Genomic DNA, 17,067 nt, shown 5'->3' on the forward strand with positions numbered 1-17,067 from the left:
AGGGGGGTCCTTGTCGTCTTTTTAATAATGGATGGGGTATAACCGCCGAAATTTCGGGTTTCGGCTTTTGCCACAGCGGAAGTATTTTTACCTTCAATTGCCGCCGGTAGCAATCACTCTGCTGCAAAAACGCTAATATTCCTTCGGTGAATATTCATCCACTGGAGGTGTCGCTTCGGTGGGATAATGTCAAGCCCCGCCGTGGGGGAAGCGCAACAGATTGTTTTTTTTGCATTGTGTGCAAACGGCGACCGCAAAACGGCCACCGTGAATGAGGGTTATTATCAAATATTGTTTGCCGATGGGTTAAACCTGGACATTGCTTTTCATTTTTGCGGTGATGTCATCAACCAAATAGAGCCATTCCTCTTCCTCTATATCGTTTTGAAGCGTGTTATCTGAATTTCCACTGAAATACTGGTCTTTGACATTGTAAATATCGATGGGATGAAATATTTCCGCTTCGTCATCCCACATGATGTTACCCTCGTGGAGATCACCGTGTAATATGCCGACATGATTAAGTTTTTCCAGCATGTCCACGTACCGCTCAATGGCGTCAGGGGGTAAAGTGTCTGGGGGAAGCTGCGGAACCGTTCTACCTGGAATACGGTACATTCGCAGATAAAAATCTTCCTCTTCATTATGATATAATGTTGCCGAGTCCTCGCCGTAATAACGGCGGAATGAGTTGGATTCGTTATTGGTCAACGTTTTTATGTCAATCTGAAGATATTTATTGTCACGGACATATTTTTTTATGACATAGTTATTATCACTGGCATCAGTAAAAACCTTACCATAGCAGCCCTCCCCTAATATGTCTCCCAGCTTCAGTTCAATAGGATGTTCGGGTTGGCCCACTGCAAACACTGAAACCGTTTTCTGCGCTTCTGATTGAGCGTTTTCAGGGCTATGGGACTTCTTGAATCTCTTGGCCCACCGAGGTACTTTACCCGTTTGCTCAATTTCAAGAGCAAAATTATAATCATCAAAAAAACCATCTTTAGGGAACTGATATTCAAGCAGCAATTCCCTGGCGCTGCCTTCAGTAAACCCATCCTGCTCTTTCAAAACGTCCAAGGCAAGTGTTCGTTTTCTTCCGCTCAAGCCTTCGGTAAGGATATTGTTCAACCTCTCGCGAGCTGTCTCGACAGAGAATTTTTCATTGTTATATCGGAGATATATGCGATTACCCTTCATAGGTGCTTTAATACTGTATCTATTGCCATTTAATTTTTTTATCGGCAGGTATTTATTGTGGACCTTCAAAAAGGATTTCTCTCGGGCGTCCCATCTTAATCCTCTATGGCCCGGTGCTGATAGCTGGCTGGCATCCATGTCGACGAGCATATCCCGCGTAACGGTTTTTTTCAGTGAATTGGATGCATGAATGGACGTCGGGCGTTCAAAGAGCCAGCGAGCGCCGTCAAACTCAACCGGGTAGGTCTCTTTTTGATTATTAGAAATATCGAATATTTCATAATGCAGACGATTTTTCGATGTGATAAGCTCTCTCACCGGCACCACCATGCCATTCATCTCAATGGCTTTATATAATATATCGTTTGAATAAGCATCGGTGTCTTCCACCCGGTATATTATTCCGGCGCCATACCTCTTTTGATTGCCGTTCTGTTCCGCGATGTACTTGACGGGTTTGCCGATTGGAATATTAAAATCATTAATAATTTTCTTCTGTCTGGTATTGAATACAGAATGCCCGTTGTGTTCTTCTAAATGCCATTCACGTGACAACGGTTCCCTATAGACAGGAAGATATTCCTTGGTACCGGATGTCTTATGAACAACGGCTTCATATTGTCGGTGACGATTCATACGTAATTCATGTTTCTCTCCTTGCAAGTGAATAAACGACTTGCCTTTACTGAATTGTACATTGAGCTCGGCGGCATCAACGCTATCGGCATATCGCCAGGTTGATTTCTCTTCATCAAAGATGACTCTCCTTTCCGGTAAGTCCGGCTTGGCGGGATGAGAATGATAAGTCATAAACTCATTTTGATCCGTCGGTTTCAGGTAAATGTTGTCTTTGCCATCGTGGGTCGCGCTCGCTGTTTTTTTGTTATCTACTATTTTTATCAGCAGTTCCTCTTGGACCCCGGTAGCAGGGTTGCGCAGCGAGTAGGCTGCCCGCTCGGACAGGGGAACCGAATGCATTATTTCTCGCGGTTTTAGGATTGGCGCTTTTCCCCGATGTCTGAACGCAAATCCCTCGACATTAATACCAGTAGCGAGTTCAGCTATGATCAGATGGCGCTGTCTTTCTGCGCATATCTCGTCTCCTTGCGATAGGTAGTATTCTCTTCTAAGATAATTGGCAATAAGATTTCCAATGAGGGGTTTTAAGCCTAGAGTCAAAATGTCAGAGAAGAAATTCAGCCCGCTTGTTACTTGCAGTGTTAAAGGGGATGGGCTTTCATCGGTATTGTCATATATCATTCGAAGAGGATTTTCTAACCGTCCAGCCCAGAACATAAAGGCTTTTCCTTCATTTTCGCCTTTAGTATTAAGCACGTCTGCTTCATAAGCGCAATGTTCTCGAATATGTTCGCCGATATACCGGTTTCTATCCGCCTCAGAGATCCTTTTCGCTCTTGATGACTCATTCTCGAATTTCATTACGGGCGTGAGAAAAAAAGGAATGCCGGAGGTGTTTTCTTTTACATAGGTTTCAAGTTTTTCTGCGCCTGAGTCCGTTAATTGTCCGCTAACGACAAGGAAATTGAGTAACGATTCAATAAATTTTTTCTTTGTCAATTCACTCTTTATGACATAGATATGATTATTCTGATCCCAGTAGGCCCCGTTTTGAGATAAATAACCAGTGCCCACAGGCGTTGCGTCGGCCGTGGGAAATCTGAGCGGGTCATATTGGGTTACCAGCGCATCAAGCTTTTGCATGCACTGATAAAAAAATTCAGAGGCGGTTTTTCCCATATGTTGATATAAATTGCTTTTTATATTTGTATTCTCGGAAATAATGTTGGGAATCCTATGATTTTGAATCGGAGCCGGTCTAGATTCAGCCTTAGGATAGTTTGTGTTCCTGGCGGCAGCCGCCATAATCTGTGCTTTACCGTTATGGCTGGGGGTGTTCTGCGCCGTGCCATTATACATGACGATACCCCCGCGGGGCTCCGCCGACGAATTCACGACCATTTTAATATGGGGTAAAATAGCGGAAAGGGTATAGAGAACAGCTATTCCACCCGGTTTGACCGGTACTTTCTCCTGTTGTGAACGGGCTATGCTAATAATCTGTTCCTGGATAATATTAGTATTATATTTTAGAAATTTATTTTCAAATGTACCTACATTCTTTCTGTGACCCACTGCGCTTATCGGCATGACGAGCTCTTCTCCGTTGAGTAAAAGTGTTATTGACACATCGCGGGAAAATACTACCAGATAACGCACCGCCGAATAATGAACGCCGGATTGACGAGCGGCGTTTGTGAAATGTTTTATGGGCATTCATTCGGTGGCCGCCATGGCGAATCCGAACATCAGCAAAGCCTGGCTGTGGGTAATTCCCCCCAGCGGGTGGTATAGGCGGGGGATAACATATCCCGGCGCATCGCCCATGAGGGGGCAATGCCTTGACCGGCGAACCAGACCCGGCCGATGCCGGTGTGGTTGATTTTATCCAGCACCGCCATCAGCTCCATACTGGCGCGCCGGGGGGGACAGGCGTCGAATAAATGCAGTTGCGCCTGGCGGGTCGGGGAAAAATCATTCAGCATTACCCCGGCCTTGGCATAGCGCGGTCCCTCTTTCCAGATCCGTTCCAGCCCGCGCATGGCGGCGGCGACTATATCCCGCGTGTCCTGGGTGGCGGTCAGCAGGTTTTCGCTGGCGCCGTTGGCATAATAAGGTTCATTGACGGCATAGGGCGAGGAGCGGACAAACACGGCTATCTGCCGGCAGTATTGTTGTTCCTGGCGTAATTTTTCCGCCGCCCGCTCCGCATAGCGGCAAACCGCCTGCCGCATATCGGCCAAGGCAGTGACGCGACCGCCGAACGAGCGGCTGCAGACAATTTGTTGCTTTACCGGCGTTTGCTCCTCAAGGGCGATACAGGATTCTCCCTGCAGTTCCCGCACCGTGCGTTCCAATACCACGCTGAAAGTCTTGCGGATAAACGAAATATTCGATTCCGCCAGCTGCAAGGCGTTATGAATCCCCACGGCATTGAGCCGGCGGGAGATGCGGCGGCCCACGCCCCAAACCTCCTCCACCGGCACCAGCGACATCAGTTTGCGCAGGCGCGCCGGGTCGTTGAGAGCCACTACCCCGCCGGTGGCCGGCCACTGTTTGGCCGCGTGATTGCACAGCTTAGCCAGGGTTTTGGTGCGGGCGATGCCTACCCCTACCGTCAGGCCGGTGTCTTGCCGGACCCTGGTTCGCACCCGATGGCCGAATTCCGTGTAGGGCATGCTGGCTTCGATGCCGCTAACGTCCATCCAGGCTTCGTCAATGGAGTAGATTTCGGTGCGCGGCGCCATGGCTTCCAGAATAGACATGACCCGGGCCGACATATCGGCATACAGCGCATAGTTGGACGAGAAAATCGCGATACGGTGCTTGCGCAGCAATTCCCCCAGCTGAAAATAAGGCAGGCCCATTTTTATGCCAAGCTGTTTGGCTTCTCGGGAACGGGCAATGACGCAGCCGTCATTGTTGCTCAGCACCACCACCGGCAACCCTTGCAGATCCGGCCGGAATACCGTTTCGCAGGAGGCGTAGAAGCTGTTCACGTCCGCCAGGGCAAACATGGCTAGTTCCGGGTATTGTGGATGGCGTACAGCACCACGCCGAAGATTTCCAAGGCATCCGGCTGGGGATAGAGCGTCGGAAAGGCCGGATTCATCGGTTGCAGCGCCAGGCGCGGCTTAAGGCACAGCCGTTTGACGGTGAATTCGCCATCGACGGCGGCAATGACGATATCGCCATGACCGGCGGTTTCACCGCGATCCACCACCAATAAATCGCCGTCGCCGATACCGGCTTCAATCATCGATTCGCCGCTGGCGCGGACAAAATAGGTGGCGCTGGGATGGCGGATGCAATACTCGTTCAGGTCGAGCGTTTTTTCCACATAGTCCTGCGCCGGAGAAGGAAAGCCCGCCCGGCATTGATCGGCAAACAAGGGGAGCGATAGCACCGGCAGCATGGCATGGGCGCCGGAAAAGTCTGCGATAATCTTCATTCTTTCAACTCATTTATACTGTTTATGTGTCCAGTATAAATAAATTGTTTTGTTTGAAAAGACAGGGATTGAGGAGATTCGGCGGGAAGTTAATTAGCTCTATGATTAATATAAAGATCAAAAATAAGAATATCATTGGGAATGAGCAAAAGGTTTAACGGTAATTAATTAGCTATGCTAATCATTAGTTTCGTATAGTTATTTATCAAAAGCGATGTTATTTTGGCATTGATTATTAGCCAACCTATATTAAATATGCCGGCGGCGGTTCCGCCGGTATTGTTATATTTCACCCAGAGCGCAGCGATCTTGCCTTTAATCCCCTGGGCAAAAGCACCCGGACTTTACTACTGTAATGCCAGGCAGGCGTTTTTGATGCGCGCGCAGGCTTCATGCAGGCGATCATCGTCAATGGCATAGGCGATGCGGATATAGGGCGATGCGCCGAAGGCCGACCCTTGCAGCGTGGCCACATGGGCATTCTCCACCAGATAGGCGGCGAAATCGCTGTCGCTGTCTATTGTCTTCCCTTGCGGCGTACGTTTGCCCAGCATCCCCCGGCAGTTGGCAAACACGTAAAATGCCCCCGGCGGCAATTCGGCGCCGAGTCCCGGCACCTCGGCAATCATCGACATGACCACGGCGCGCCGGGCCGCCAGCCGCCGCAGCCAGTCGGCATGGAAAACGGCCGGTGTCGTCAGCGCCTCAACCGCCGCCGCCTGGGAGATGGAGCTGGGGTTGGAGGTACTTTGGGATTGCAATATCTGCATGGCCGAGATAAGCCAGGCGGGGCCGCCGGCATAGCCGATACGCCAGCCGGTCATGGAGTAGCCCTTCGACAGGCCGTTCACCGTCAGCGTTCTGTCTCGCAGGCGGGGTTCGATTTGCGCCAGGGTGACAAAGGGCTCGGCATCGTGGCGCATATGTTCGTAAATATCGTCGGACAGGATCATCACCTGGGGAGAATCCAGCAGCACCTTAGCCAGGGCTTGCAGCTCTTCGCGGGAATACACCGCGCCGGTGGGATTATTGGGGGAATTCAATATCAGCCAACGGGTACGGGGGGTGATGGCGGCGGCCAGGTCGGCGACCTGCAATTTCCAGCCCGACTGCTCGCTGCAGGGGACAATACGGGGCTCGCCTTCGGCCAGGGCCACCATGTCCGGGTAGGAAACCCAGTAAGGCGCCGGCACGATAACCTCATCGCCCGGTGAGATTGTTGCCAGGAAGGCATTAAAAATCAGTTGCTTGGCGCCGCATCCGGCAATGATCTCTTCCGGCTGGAAGACCAGCCCGTTTTCACGTTGGAATTTGCCGATAATGGCCCGTTTCAGCGCCTCGGTACCGGAAACAGCGGTGTATTTGGTGTCGCCGCGTTCGATAGCATCGATACCCGCCTGTTTGATAGATTGGGGAGTATCGAAGTCCAGCTCACCCTCACCCAGGTTGATAATGTCGATGCCGTTTTGCTGCATGGCGCGCACGATATCGGAAATCACGGCGGTGGGGGAGGGACGTACGCGCTTCATACGCCGGGCGATAAGTTCTGCTGACATGGATGCCTCTTCAAAGTGGGATAAGAAAATTGTATTATTTGACACATATAGTTCAATTTACATTAACATGGCCGAACCGGCCTTTCCTTTGTTGATTCCCTAAAGGAACCTATCCATGACGACCCTACTGGTGGTGCACGACACGCCGGAACCCGCGCTGTACGGCCTGATGGCGGCGATCGTGGCGGCGCAGCGCCAGCTCCCCCTGCTGCATCTGGCGGCGGACTACGACACCGGACGATTTCCCGATGCCTGCCAGCATGTGCTGCGTCACGGCGGGCTGGTGACCAGCGGGCTGCTCTGGCTTGAACGCATGACCGGCCGCTCGCCCGGCGCCGCCTTAACCCCCGCCGCCTGCGCGCGGCGGGCGGCACGGGAGGATTGCGTGGTGCCCATCGGACCATCGCAGCGGGACGCTTTATCCGTTCTGATCCCGTTGCTTGAGCAGGGCGGCGTCCCGTACCGTCTCTGGCATACGGTGAACCGCCGGGGCCGCCTGATCCTGGAAGACCGCTCCGGCGGCGCGGCCATCGAGGGCGAATGGCGACCCGATACCTTCGGCCGCTGGCATGCCACGCCGCCACCGTCCTCGCCGCCGCATTCCATCCGCGGCGCGGGAAAACTCCGCATCGCCCTTATCGGCGCAAGGCAGGATCAGGCCGCCGCCTATCCCGCCACCCTGGCGGCCCTGGGGGATGCCGCCGACGCACTGGGCATTACCCTTGACGTGCTGTTCGTCCCGCCCAAAACGCTGTCGCCGGATGATGGCCTGCTGCCGGCAACGGTGGCGGGGATACTGCTGCCCGGCGGCGCGGATATGGGCAATGTGTCCGGACAGCTGGCGGTGGCGCGTTATGCCCTGCAACAGGGCATACCCACCCTCGGGTTATGCCTGGGCATGCAGACCATGGCCACCGCCGCCCTGCAACAGCTGCCGGCATTACGGCGGGCCAACCTGCAGGAAGCCGACCCGGACGCGCCGGTGAAAACCTTTGTGCCGCTGCGGGATCCGAACCGCTATGGCGTGCATCGCTCCGGGGAGCATGACATGCGGCTGCGTACCGGCAGCCGGCTGGCGTCCATCCTGGCGACAGACAACCGGCTGCGCTATAACCACCGCTATCAGCTCAATCCCGATCTGCTGGAGATGCTTCCCCGCTGCGGCCTGACGGTGAGCGCCACCGATAGCGCCGGCGCCATCGCCGACGGCATCGAACTGGCCGACCATCCATTTTATCTCGGCGTACAGGGACATCCCGAACTGACCTCCGCCCCGGCGGCGGCACACCCGCTGATCATGGCCTGGCTGAAACAGGCCGCCTTGTCGGGGCGTTGATATATCCGCCCGTTTCTGCCGGCGCCGCACCGCGCTCCAGGCGCCATGCCTCGCGGGCGGACATGGCATATGCCCGCCCGCGATTTCAGTTTTTCAGAACCACGCCGCCGCGGCTGTCCGCCGCCAGCCTGGTTAATTCTTCCTGAAGCTGGGCTATCACCGGTTCGGCCACGTCTATCAGCGGCGAACGCACATGGCCGCCGTCGAAACCGCGCAGGTTCATGGCGGCCTTGACCAATTGCGGCTGGCCGAAACGGCGCGCCAGACCCCGGTAGCCGTACCACAGACGATGCAAATCCCGCGCGGTATGGGCATCTCCCCGTTCCAGCGCCCGATAGGCCGCCAGGATAAGCTCCGGCAGCGCGCCGCTGTTGGTACTGCTGATGCCGTCGAATCCGCACATCATCGGCCCCAGGAAGGCCAGATCAGAGGCGCAAAACAGCCGCAGGCGTCCCGACAGGCGATTAGCCAACTGGTCGATAACGGTGGGATTCAGGTCGCCCTGTTTGATCCCCACCACCTGCGGAATGTCCGCCAGCTGTTCCAGCAGGGCCGGCGCCAGGGTGATGCCGATGCCCGGCGCGTTATACACCAGGATGCCGGTGCGGGATAAGGGTGCCATCTGTTTGAAAAAGCTGACGATCTGCTCGTCGGTGACCTCTGAAACAAACGGCGGCGTCACCATCGGCAGGCCGCCGAGCTCCCCCGCCAGGGCCGTCAGCTCCTTCACCGCCCGGGGATCGGAACCGGCGCTGCACAGCATGACCGGTACCCGGTCATTCACCGCATCCATCACCCGGCGGAAGATAGCGGCCCGTTCGGCCACCGTGAGCGTAGGGAATTCCCCATAAGTGCCGCCGATAAGAATGCCGTCATACCCCAGGGTAATGACGCGCTCCACGTTGCGGCAGAGTCCGTCAAAATCAATCTCGCCGTCGGCGGTGAAGGGCGTAACGGTAATATTAAAAATGCCCTTCAGGCGTTCGCGGCTTTCGACCAAATCTTTCATTGCAATTTCCTTTGATAAAATGGGGGTGGCAGGCCACCCCCGGCGATTATGACCCTAACTGATAGAGCGGACGCTCGGTTGAACCCAGTACCCGGTAGCCGGTTTCGGTGACGACAATGGTTTCGCTGACGCCGACGGTAAATTCCCCGTAAACCCGCAGCGCCGGCGGGATATGGAACGTCATGCCCGGCCGCAGTTCGGTGGTGATGCCGCTATAGAGGCTCAGGATCGCCCCTTCGCCCCAGTCCGGCGCAAAGGCGATGCCGATGGAATAGCCGGTGCGTTTTTTGAAGTTTTCGGTATAGCCGGCGCGGTCAATCACCCGCTGGCAGGCGATATGCGGGGTTTCGCAGGTGGCGCCGGGACGGATGGCGTCCAGGGCGGCCTGCAAGGCTTCCTGGCAGGTCTTCTCCATATCCAGCGCGACGGCGGGCGGGGTGCCCAGCCAGGCGGAACGCATCAGCGCGGCATGATAGCGATCGTGGGTGGCGGACATTTCCAGAAATACCGCATCCCCCGCGGCGATGCGGCGGCGGCGCCAGGTACCGTGCGGCACGCCGCTGCGCGGTCCGGTGGAGACCAGCGGTTCCATGCCGACATATTCCGAGCCGGCGGCGATGGCCTGTCCCATCATGGCGGCCACCAGGTCGTTCTCGGTGGCGCCGGCGGCAATGGCATCGCGGCCCGCTTTCATGCCGGCATCTACATAGCGCGCGGCCAGCGCCATTTTTTCGATTTCCGCCGGCGACTTCACCGCCCGCAGCTGTTCGACGATGCCCGCCGCGTCATGGATAACCCCCAGTTTTTCCTGCAAGGCCTCATAGACGCTGATGGGCAGGAACCAGCCCCGTTTATCGATACCGATGCGGCTATCGAGCCATCCCCGTCCGCGCAGCACCTCCAGCAGGAAATTCACCGGATTATCCCCGTCCTGGTAGATGGCGGCGTCGCTGATAAAGGTATTGGAGATAAAATTGAAATATTCCAGCTGCCGGATAACAAACACCGGCTCGCCGTCAACCGGCAGGACCATGGCCTGGAAAGTGTAATACCCCGGCGTCTGCTGGCCGGTGAGATAGAAAATATTCTCCGGTCCGGTGATGATCATCAGGTCCAGACCGGCATCGGTCAGCAGCCGGCGCGCCCGCTGTACCCGGCCACGGTACTCTTCCGGGGCGAAAGCGGATTGACTGCCCTGGACAATATTACCCACGTTTTGCATTAGTTAAACTCCTGAATAAACACAGCCCGGCCCGCATCAAAATGAATACCCAGACCGGTGGAATAAGAACAGCTGACCTGGCCCCGGCCGTAGATCACCCCGCTGACCGGATCGTCAATAATGCCGTCGGCGCCATAGAGTTCGGCAAAGCGGGGCTGGGTGAGGTAAGCCACCTGAAGCGCCGCGGCGGTGGCGGCGGCGCCTTCGTTCATTTGGCCAATCATAAAGGGGATGCCGGCGTCCCTCAGCCGCCGGGCGGCCCGCACCGTCGGGGCGATGCCGCCGAGCTTCACCAGCTTCAGATGGGCCCAAACCTTGCCCTGAAGGGCAATGACCCGGTCGACGTCGGCCTCGCAGCTGACGCTTTCATCCAGCATCCAGGGGATGGGACTGTGCTCCGCCAGTCGGGGGATTTCATCCGGCCACTGGGGCCCGATGGGCTGCTCCACATAGCTCAGGCCGAAAGGCGCCAAGGCTCGCAGACGTTCAGCGGCTTGTTCGGGCGTCCACTGGCCGTTGGCATCGGCGGCCAGATGGATGCGATCGCCGAAACGGTCACGCAGCGTCGCCAGACGCTGGATATCCTGCTCCGGCGTGCCGATGGCGATGCGGACTTTGAGCTGGGTGAAGCCCCGCGCCACATAGGCCTCGGCCTGCTGCAAAAAGACCTCCGGCGTGCTCCAGAACAGGGTTTGGTTGGTGGCGGAAGACACGGGAAACGCCTCCGGCGCGCCTAATAGTCCGGCCACGCTGGTACCCGCCTGGGCGGCGGTCATATCATGCAGCGCCAGATCCAGCAGCATGCGGGTCGGCGCCAGGTAAGGGGATAGCGTCGATTCCGAATGCTCCAGCAGCGTGGCGGCGGGCAACGACCAGTCTTGGCCGGCGAGGGCCCGGCGCACATCCGCCATGACCTGTTCGGCGGTAAAACCGTTGAGGTAGGCGATATTCAGCCTGACTTCCCCGACGCCCCTGCCGTGGCCGTCGTCCAGTACCAGATAGAGCGACTCAAGGGCGGGGATGCTGCCGGAAGAGGCGGTATGCAGCTGCAGTCCCCGATAGTGCAGATCGGCGCGATAAAGAGCGGCTTTCACTTGGCGTTCTCCGCGGGCAGCATAGCGCAGGCCACCTGCTGATAAATCCGGCCGGCATTGATAAATTCATCCAACGGCACGAACTCGTCGGGTTTATGCGCTACCGCCAGCGAGCCCGGCCCGATGACGATGCCCTTGGTGCCGAGGCTGCGAAAATGCACCAGATCGCAGCCGCCCTGAAAACCGAAGGGCCCCGGCTCAGACTGGCCATGGGCACGGCAGGCCGCCAGGCCGGCCTGAACAATGGCTTCATCGGCGGCGGTTTCGGTGGCGCCGCCGGTGGTGGGCTGGTACCGCAAGACGCCGGCCCGCACGCCGAAACGTTCGCGAGCCACCGTCAGCAGGTGTTCCAGCTCCTGTTTCACCACCTCTTCATCCTCGCCGGGCACCATGCGGCGATCCAGCAGGATGTCGCAGGCGCCGGGCAGGACATTATCGGCATGGCCGCCCTGAATACGGGTAACCGTCAGGCTGGCGGATCCCACCAGCGGATGGCAGCGGCATTTCACCTCGGTGTGATGCTGCTCTTCGATCAAGCCCAGCAACTGCCCGGCGCGGAAGATCGCATTCTCTCCCAGATCCGGCGTGCCGGAGTGGGCGGTGACGCCTTCCACCCGCACCCAGGGCCGCAGGCTGCCTTTATGGGCTGAGAAGGTGGCGTTGGAGGTGGGTTCGCCAATCACCGCAAAGTCGATGGCCGGCGGATTGTTGCGGACATAAAATTTCGCCCCTTCGCTGGCCGCCTCTTCATCAGCCACAAATACCCCCATCAGCGTGCCGGACCACTTGTGGCGATGGGCGGCCATCTGACGCATCGCCTCCAGCATGGCCACCAGCGGACCCTTGGCGTCGCAGGAGCCGCGCCCGTACAGGCGGCCCTCCCGTTCCGTCAGCGTAAAGGGATCCGTGGACCAGCCTTCACCGGCCGGCACCACATCGATGTGGGTATTGAAGGCAAAGCAGGGACCCTCGCCATTGTTGAGCACGGCGATAACGTTGGTGCGGCCGGGCTGATACTCGCTGTAGCTCAGATCAAAACCGGCATCCGCCAGCAAACCGGCGATAAGCTCCGCCGCTTCCCGTTCGCGGCCGGGAGGATTTTCGGTATTGACCGCCACCAGGGCGGCAAGATCCCGTTTCATGCGAGCGATATCGGGCTCGGCGCAAATCATGGTCTTCTCCAAAATGACACCCTTCTTAATGTAAAATCTGATCGAGAAAGCGCTGGGCGCGCTCGCTGACATCCCCACCGAAGAAATCCCGGCCGGTGGCGTTTTCAATGATTTCACCGCGCTCCATAAACACGATGCGGTTAGCGGCCCGTTTGGCGAATCCCATCTCATGGGTAACCACCACGCTGGTCATGCCTTCGGCGCTCAGATCGGTCATGACATCCAGCACTTCGCGGATCATTTCCGGATCCAGGGCCGAGGTGGGCTCGTCATACAGCATCAGCTTGGGCTTCATCGCCAGGGCGCGGGCAATGGCCACCCGCTGCTGCTGTCCGCCGGACAGCTCATCGGGAAAGGCATCGGCTTTATCGGGAATACGCACCTTGCCCAGCAGTTCCAACGCGATGTCGTGGGCATCGGCCCGGCTCATGCCCAACACCGTCATCGGGGCGAGCATGATGTTCTCCGCCGCCGACAGGTGAGAAAACAGCTCATAGTTTTGAAATACCATACCGATCTCCTGCCGGATCCGGTGCGGCACCACCTCGGCGGCGGTGATTTCCTGGTTACCGAAAAATATGGCGCCCCCGTCCACCGGCTCCAGCAGATTCACGCAGCGCAGCAGGGTGGATTTACCCGAGCCAGAGGGCCCGATGAGCACCACCGTTTCCCCTTTATGTACGTTAATCGAGCAATTTTTAAGAATGTGGTTACGGCCGAAAAACTTGTCGATGCCGATAATTTCCAGCATGGGTTTAGCGGTAGTTAAAGGATTTACAGTTATTGGTTCCATAAGGGCTCCTTAGCGTGGGGCCGGCTGGCGGGCGGCGCGGATCAGCCGATCCGTAAGCGAACCCGCGGGCTTGCGGCGTTTTTTCGGATCAAGCGCACGCTCCAGCCACGCCTGGAACACCATAAACAGGCTGGTGAGCACCAGATAATAAATACCCGCCGCGCACAGGGCCTCAAAATAGCGGAAGCTGGCGCTGGCGGTCTGGTTGGCCACCAGCAGCAGTTCCTGTACCGCAATCACCGAGACCAGGGCGCTGGATTTCAACATGCTGATCATCTGGTTGCCCATAGGCGGCAGCACGATGCGCGCCGCCTGCGGCAGTACCACCTTGCGCATGATCTGGCCGCCGGTCATGCCCAGCGCCATGCCGGCGGTGCGCTGGCCGCTTCTCACCGCCTGCAGGCCGGAGCGCAGAATCTCGGCCATATAGGCGCCTTCATTCAGGGATAGCGCGAGCACCGCGCAGGTAAAGGCGGAGAAGCGCAGTCCGAATGTCGGCAGTACGTTGTAGACAAAGATTATCTGGAATAGCACCGGCGTACCGCGAAACAGCCAAAGATAGACAAAGGCCAGCGCCGGGCCGGCTCTGAAACGCGACTCCTGCAGCAACGCCAGAATAAGTCCCATCACGACGCCGAAAAACAGCGAACACAGAGTCAGCAGCAGGGTCATTACCGCGCCCTGGAAGAATGCCGGTGAACACAAATATTGCCAGACAAGATCAATGGACATACCTTTTCCTCATAACGCGTTGCCCCGGGTCTTTAAAAGATTGATACGGAAGCGGGAAATTTCCATTTATCAATTAATTGCTTATAGGTTCCGTCCGCTACCACCGCCTTCAGGCCGGTTTCCAGGGTTTGCTTCATGGCGGCATCGCCTTTGCGCACCGCAAAGCCGATATGGGTGTCGGATTCAAACTCCGGACCGGTGGTCTCGAATACATCGCCTTTTTCGCTCAGCAGCGCCACCGCGCCGGGGGTGGAAACGAACTCGGCGTCGGCCCTGCCCTGGGCGACGGATACAGCGGAATCGGTGGCGGCGGGGAAGGTCATGACGTTAATCTCCTTCAGACCGGCGGCCAGGCAGTTCTTGTTATCCGCCCGCGCCTGGCTCTCTTCGATGCCCCCCAGGGTGACGGCAACATTTTTGCCGCACAGGGAATGGTCGCGTCCGGTTATCTTGGCCGGATTACCTTTACGCACCACAACCCGGCCGCCGATTTTCAGATAGGGCACGAAATCAACCTGCTCCGCACGGGCGGGATTGATGTACATGGCCGAATTGATGAGATCGATGCGCTTGCCTTGCAGCGCAGGAATCAACCCCTTGAACTCCATAGAAAGCGGCGCGGGCGTCAAAGACAGTTTCTTCGCCAGCGCATTGATCAAATCGATATCGAATCCAGTGATGGTATTGTCTTTAGTGAATTCAAACGGCATAAAGGTCGCGGCGGTGCCGTAGGTCATGCGGCCTTTTTCTACCCATTCAGGCTCCGCCGCCCGGCTGAAGAACGATACGCTCAGGCAGGTGACAACCAATGACATCAGGGCATAACGGCGTAATGGGGCTTTCTTGGTCATAACGGGCTCCGGTTTTCAAATGATTGGATTGCTCTTTGTGAGTCAATTAATACAATTATGAAGATAGTTAACTGCTCTGTTTTGGTGCGCTTTCCGCACCAGATTAGGGCAGTATTCAGGTCTATTCTTGTCTGTTCGCCGGCCGCGATATTGTATATTATAAGTCAATAAATACATTAATCAGGGCGTTTATCCCATGGAGCAGCGTTCTACGGCTACCAGCCGGCGGTTGGCGAATCAAATCCTTGACCTGATATGTGAAGCAAGATTCGAGCCAGGTCATCATTTACGGGAACAACAGTTGGCCGATACCATCGGCGTATCGCGCACGCCGGTGCGCGCCGGTCTGAATTTACTCACCGGCCTGGGCATTCTGGAAGCGCGCCGCAACCAGGGGTTTTTTCTGGTAAAACCCTATGACGAACTGCAACGGATTAAAATCGACGTGCCTTCCAGCACCGATCAGGAGCTTTACGAACAGTTGGTGAAAGATCGTATCGCCGGCATTTTACCCGAATCCTTGACCCAGACCGACATTGCCCAACGCTACGATGCCGATCGCGGAGTATTGTCCCGGGCTTTGCTGCGCCTGGCGGAGGACGGCCTTATCGCACGCAACCAGGGCCATGGCTGGCGTTTTCAGCCTACGCTCAACACCGATGTGGCTTTGCGCAACGGCTATGGTTTCCGACTGATGATCGAACCCGCCAATTTGCTGACGCCGGGGTTCAAGGCGGATAAACGCGCCCTGAAACGGCTGCGTTTGCAACACCTGTTCCTGATTTCCCACCCCGATATCACTCAGGTGGAGAGCCGCCAGATCTTTGAAACCGATGCCAGTTTCCACGAACTGCTGGCGGAATGCAGCGGCAATTTTTTTGTCCTGCAGGCTATCCAGCAGCAAAACCGTCTGCGCCGGCTGCTGGAGTTCGGCAGCTATACCAACCGGCAGCGGGTGAGGGAGTGGTGTGAAGAGCATGTGTCCATTATGGACGCGATACGCGATGGCGAAATGCGCCAGGCGGCGGAGAAAATGCGCCATCACCTGCAGTCCGCTTACGACATGGTGGCGGATAAAGTCAGTAAAAAAAATACCTAGCTTGCCAAGAAAGAGAGAAGAATATGAATTTCGCGATAAATGACAAAGTGGCGCTGGTTACCGGGGCCGGCGGAGGTCTCGGACGCGCCATCGCGCTGGCGCTGGCGGCTGAGGGGGCTGCCGTGGCGGTAACCGGCCGCACGGCGGCCACCATAGAGGAAACCGTAGCGCTTATTGAGCAGGCCGGCGGTCGGGCGCGGCGCTATATCCTGGATCTGGCCCGGCCGGAGACGTTTGACGGCGTGCTGGCGGAGATCCGCCGGGATCTCGGCCCCATCGGTATTCTGGTGAACAATTCCGGCGGACCGCCCCCCGGCAAAGCCAGCGGCGTCGAGCCGCGGGTCTGGCAGGAGCAGTTTAACGCCATGGTGGCGTCGCTGATTCAACTGACCGATAAAGTGCTGCCGGATATGCGCCAGGCGGGATGGGGCCGGATTGTGACCAGCACGTCTTCCGGCGTCGTGGCGCCTATTGCCAATCTGGCGATATCCAACAGCCTGCGGATGGCGCTGATCGGCTGGTCAAAAACCCTGGCCGGTGAAGTGGCTCGCGAGGGCATTACCGCCAACGTTATTGTCCCGGGCCGTATCGCCACCGCCCGTGTCAGCCAGCTGGATGCCGCCCGCGCCGGACGCGAGAATATCAGTCAGCAGCAGGTAAAGGCCAATAGCCTGGCGACGATTCCGGCGGGCCGTTACGGCGAGCCGGAAGAGTATGGCTCGGCGGTGGCGTTTCTCGCCAGCCGGCAGGCTTCCTACATCACCGGATCCGTACTGCGCGTAGACGGCGGCATGATCCCTGCCTGCTAAGGATTGGAACATCTCCTGGTGCCGGAATGCGGCGGCAAATCCCCTGGGATATGCCGCGGTTTAAGATATTGAGACTATCGTGCGGATAAGCTGGGCGCTGTCCGGTGCCATTTGTCCTTGAATCAATGACGGGAAGGGTGCGCGGATAACCTGTGCATTTT

Annotated in this window: 14 protein-coding genes; 3 read left to right on the forward strand and 11 right to left on the reverse strand. The window is 57.0% G+C overall.

Features of this window, described 5'->3' with window-relative positions; all coding sequences use genetic code 11:
* Positions 1-306 precede the first annotated feature (306 nt).
* The 4 genes from ACL2XJ_RS12570 to ACL2XJ_RS12585 form a co-directional block, all read right to left on the reverse strand.
* Positions 307-3,498, reverse strand: a complete 3,192-nt coding sequence (locus ACL2XJ_RS12570; RefSeq protein ID WP_413726656.1) for a hypothetical protein — start codon at positions 3,496-3,498, stop codon at positions 307-309.
* Positions 3,499-3,530: 32 nt separating this feature from the next.
* Entirely contained in the window at positions 3,531-4,799 is a 1,269-nt protein-coding gene (gene umuC, locus ACL2XJ_RS12575; protein ID WP_413726658.1) for a translesion error-prone DNA polymerase V subunit UmuC, read from the reverse strand.
* A gap of 2 nt (positions 4,800-4,801) precedes the next feature.
* Entirely contained in the window at positions 4,802-5,233 is a 432-nt protein-coding gene (gene umuD / locus ACL2XJ_RS12580; RefSeq protein WP_203522713.1) for a translesion error-prone DNA polymerase V autoproteolytic subunit, read from the reverse strand.
* 347 nt (positions 5,234-5,580) lie between these two features.
* Positions 5,581-6,789: a pyridoxal phosphate-dependent aminotransferase gene (locus ACL2XJ_RS12585; RefSeq protein WP_413726659.1), complete on the reverse strand. Its 1,209-nt coding sequence runs from the start codon at positions 6,787-6,789 to the stop codon at positions 5,581-5,583.
* A 115-nt stretch (positions 6,790-6,904) separates the two neighbouring features.
* On the opposite strand from ACL2XJ_RS12585, the gene ACL2XJ_RS12590 reads away from it, so the two are divergent.
* Positions 6,905-8,125, forward strand: coding sequence for a glutamine amidotransferase-related protein (locus tag ACL2XJ_RS12590; protein WP_413726660.1), 1,221 nt, complete (start codon positions 6,905-6,907; stop codon positions 8,123-8,125).
* 85 nt (positions 8,126-8,210) lie between these two features.
* Here the strand turns inward: ACL2XJ_RS12590 and ACL2XJ_RS12595 are convergent, their stop codons facing one another.
* Genes ACL2XJ_RS12595 through ACL2XJ_RS12625 form a run of 7 tightly spaced genes read right to left on the reverse strand, consistent with a single transcriptional unit; the run spans position 8,211 to position 14,998 of the window.
* Positions 8,211-9,134, reverse strand: a complete 924-nt coding sequence (locus ACL2XJ_RS12595; protein ID WP_413726661.1) for a dihydrodipicolinate synthase family protein — start codon at positions 9,132-9,134, stop codon at positions 8,211-8,213.
* Between the two features lie 46 nt (positions 9,135-9,180).
* Positions 9,181-10,356, reverse strand: a complete 1,176-nt coding sequence (locus tag ACL2XJ_RS12600) for a M24 family metallopeptidase (RefSeq protein ID WP_132923291.1) — start codon at positions 10,354-10,356, stop codon at positions 9,181-9,183.
* Entirely contained in the window at positions 10,356-11,450 is a 1,095-nt protein-coding gene (locus ACL2XJ_RS12605) for a mandelate racemase/muconate lactonizing enzyme family protein (protein WP_413726662.1), read from the reverse strand. Before ACL2XJ_RS12605 ends, ACL2XJ_RS12600 begins: the two co-directional genes overlap by 1 nt.
* Positions 11,447-12,622, reverse strand: coding sequence for a M20 family metallopeptidase (locus ACL2XJ_RS12610; protein ID WP_132927870.1), 1,176 nt, complete (start codon positions 12,620-12,622; stop codon positions 11,447-11,449). The genes ACL2XJ_RS12605 and ACL2XJ_RS12610 overlap by 4 nt, the downstream gene beginning before the upstream one ends.
* A gap of 25 nt (positions 12,623-12,647) precedes the next feature.
* Positions 12,648-13,415: an amino acid ABC transporter ATP-binding protein gene (locus ACL2XJ_RS12615; RefSeq protein ID WP_132923289.1), complete on the reverse strand. Its 768-nt coding sequence runs from the start codon at positions 13,413-13,415 to the stop codon at positions 12,648-12,650.
* Between the two features lie 9 nt (positions 13,416-13,424).
* A complete protein-coding gene (locus tag ACL2XJ_RS12620) occupies positions 13,425-14,147 on the reverse strand; it encodes an amino acid ABC transporter permease (protein WP_132923288.1) in 723 nt (240 codons plus the stop codon).
* A 32-nt stretch (positions 14,148-14,179) separates the two neighbouring features.
* On the reverse strand, positions 14,180-14,998 hold the full coding sequence (locus ACL2XJ_RS12625; RefSeq protein ID WP_132923287.1) for an ABC transporter substrate-binding protein: 819 nt from the start codon (positions 14,996-14,998) through the stop codon (positions 14,180-14,182).
* Between the two features lie 196 nt (positions 14,999-15,194).
* On the opposite strand from ACL2XJ_RS12625, the gene ACL2XJ_RS12630 reads away from it, so the two are divergent.
* Positions 15,195-16,097 carry a GntR family transcriptional regulator gene (locus ACL2XJ_RS12630; RefSeq protein WP_413726663.1) on the forward strand — a complete coding sequence of 301 codons (903 nt, stop codon included), beginning with the start codon at positions 15,195-15,197 and terminating at the stop codon, positions 16,095-16,097.
* A 23-nt stretch (positions 16,098-16,120) separates the two neighbouring features.
* Positions 16,121-16,906, forward strand: a complete 786-nt coding sequence (locus tag ACL2XJ_RS12635) for an SDR family oxidoreductase (protein ID WP_132923285.1) — start codon at positions 16,121-16,123, stop codon at positions 16,904-16,906.
* The last annotated feature ends 161 nt before the right edge of the window (positions 16,907-17,067 follow it).

The organism is Sodalis sp. RH16 (assembly GCF_047324245.1).
Lineage (GTDB): Bacteria > Pseudomonadota > Gammaproteobacteria > Enterobacterales > Enterobacteriaceae > Acerihabitans > Acerihabitans ligni.

What these genes read in the sequence shown, in the direction of transcription:
- ACL2XJ_RS12615 (WP_132923289.1), bottom strand. Translation starts at nt 13,415, where the DNA reads ATGGAACCAATAACTGTAAATCCTTTAACTACCGCTAAACCCATGCTG.
- ACL2XJ_RS12625 (WP_132923287.1), bottom strand. Translation starts at nt 14,998, where the DNA reads ATGACCAAGAAAGCCCCATTACGCCGTTATGCCCTGATGTCATTGGTT.
- ACL2XJ_RS12585 (WP_413726659.1), bottom strand. Translation starts at nt 6,789, where the DNA reads ATGTCAGCAGAACTTATCGCCCGGCGTATGAAGCGCGTACGTCCCTCC.
- ACL2XJ_RS12600 (WP_132923291.1), bottom strand. Translation starts at nt 10,356, where the DNA reads ATGCAAAACGTGGGTAATATTGTCCAGGGCAGTCAATCCGCTTTCGCC.
- ACL2XJ_RS12570 (WP_413726656.1), bottom strand. Translation starts at nt 3,498, where the DNA reads ATGCCCATAAAACATTTCACAAACGCCGCTCGTCAATCCGGCGTTCAT.
- umuD (WP_203522713.1), bottom strand. Translation starts at nt 5,233, where the DNA reads ATGAAGATTATCGCAGACTTTTCCGGCGCCCATGCCATGCTGCCGGTG.
- ACL2XJ_RS12620 (WP_132923288.1), bottom strand. Translation starts at nt 14,147, where the DNA reads ATGTCCATTGATCTTGTCTGGCAATATTTGTGTTCACCGGCATTCTTC.
- ACL2XJ_RS12630 (WP_413726663.1), top strand. Translation starts at nt 15,195, where the DNA reads ATGGAGCAGCGTTCTACGGCTACCAGCCGGCGGTTGGCGAATCAAATC.
- ACL2XJ_RS12590 (WP_413726660.1), top strand. Translation starts at nt 6,905, where the DNA reads ATGACGACCCTACTGGTGGTGCACGACACGCCGGAACCCGCGCTGTAC.
- ACL2XJ_RS12610 (WP_132927870.1), bottom strand. Translation starts at nt 12,622, where the DNA reads ATGATTTGCGCCGAGCCCGATATCGCTCGCATGAAACGGGATCTTGCC.
- umuC (WP_413726658.1), bottom strand. Translation starts at nt 4,799, where the DNA reads ATGTTTGCCCTGGCGGACGTGAACAGCTTCTACGCCTCCTGCGAAACG.
- ACL2XJ_RS12595 (WP_413726661.1), bottom strand. Translation starts at nt 9,134, where the DNA reads ATGAAAGATTTGGTCGAAAGCCGCGAACGCCTGAAGGGCATTTTTAAT.
- ACL2XJ_RS12635 (WP_132923285.1), top strand. Translation starts at nt 16,121, where the DNA reads ATGAATTTCGCGATAAATGACAAAGTGGCGCTGGTTACCGGGGCCGGC.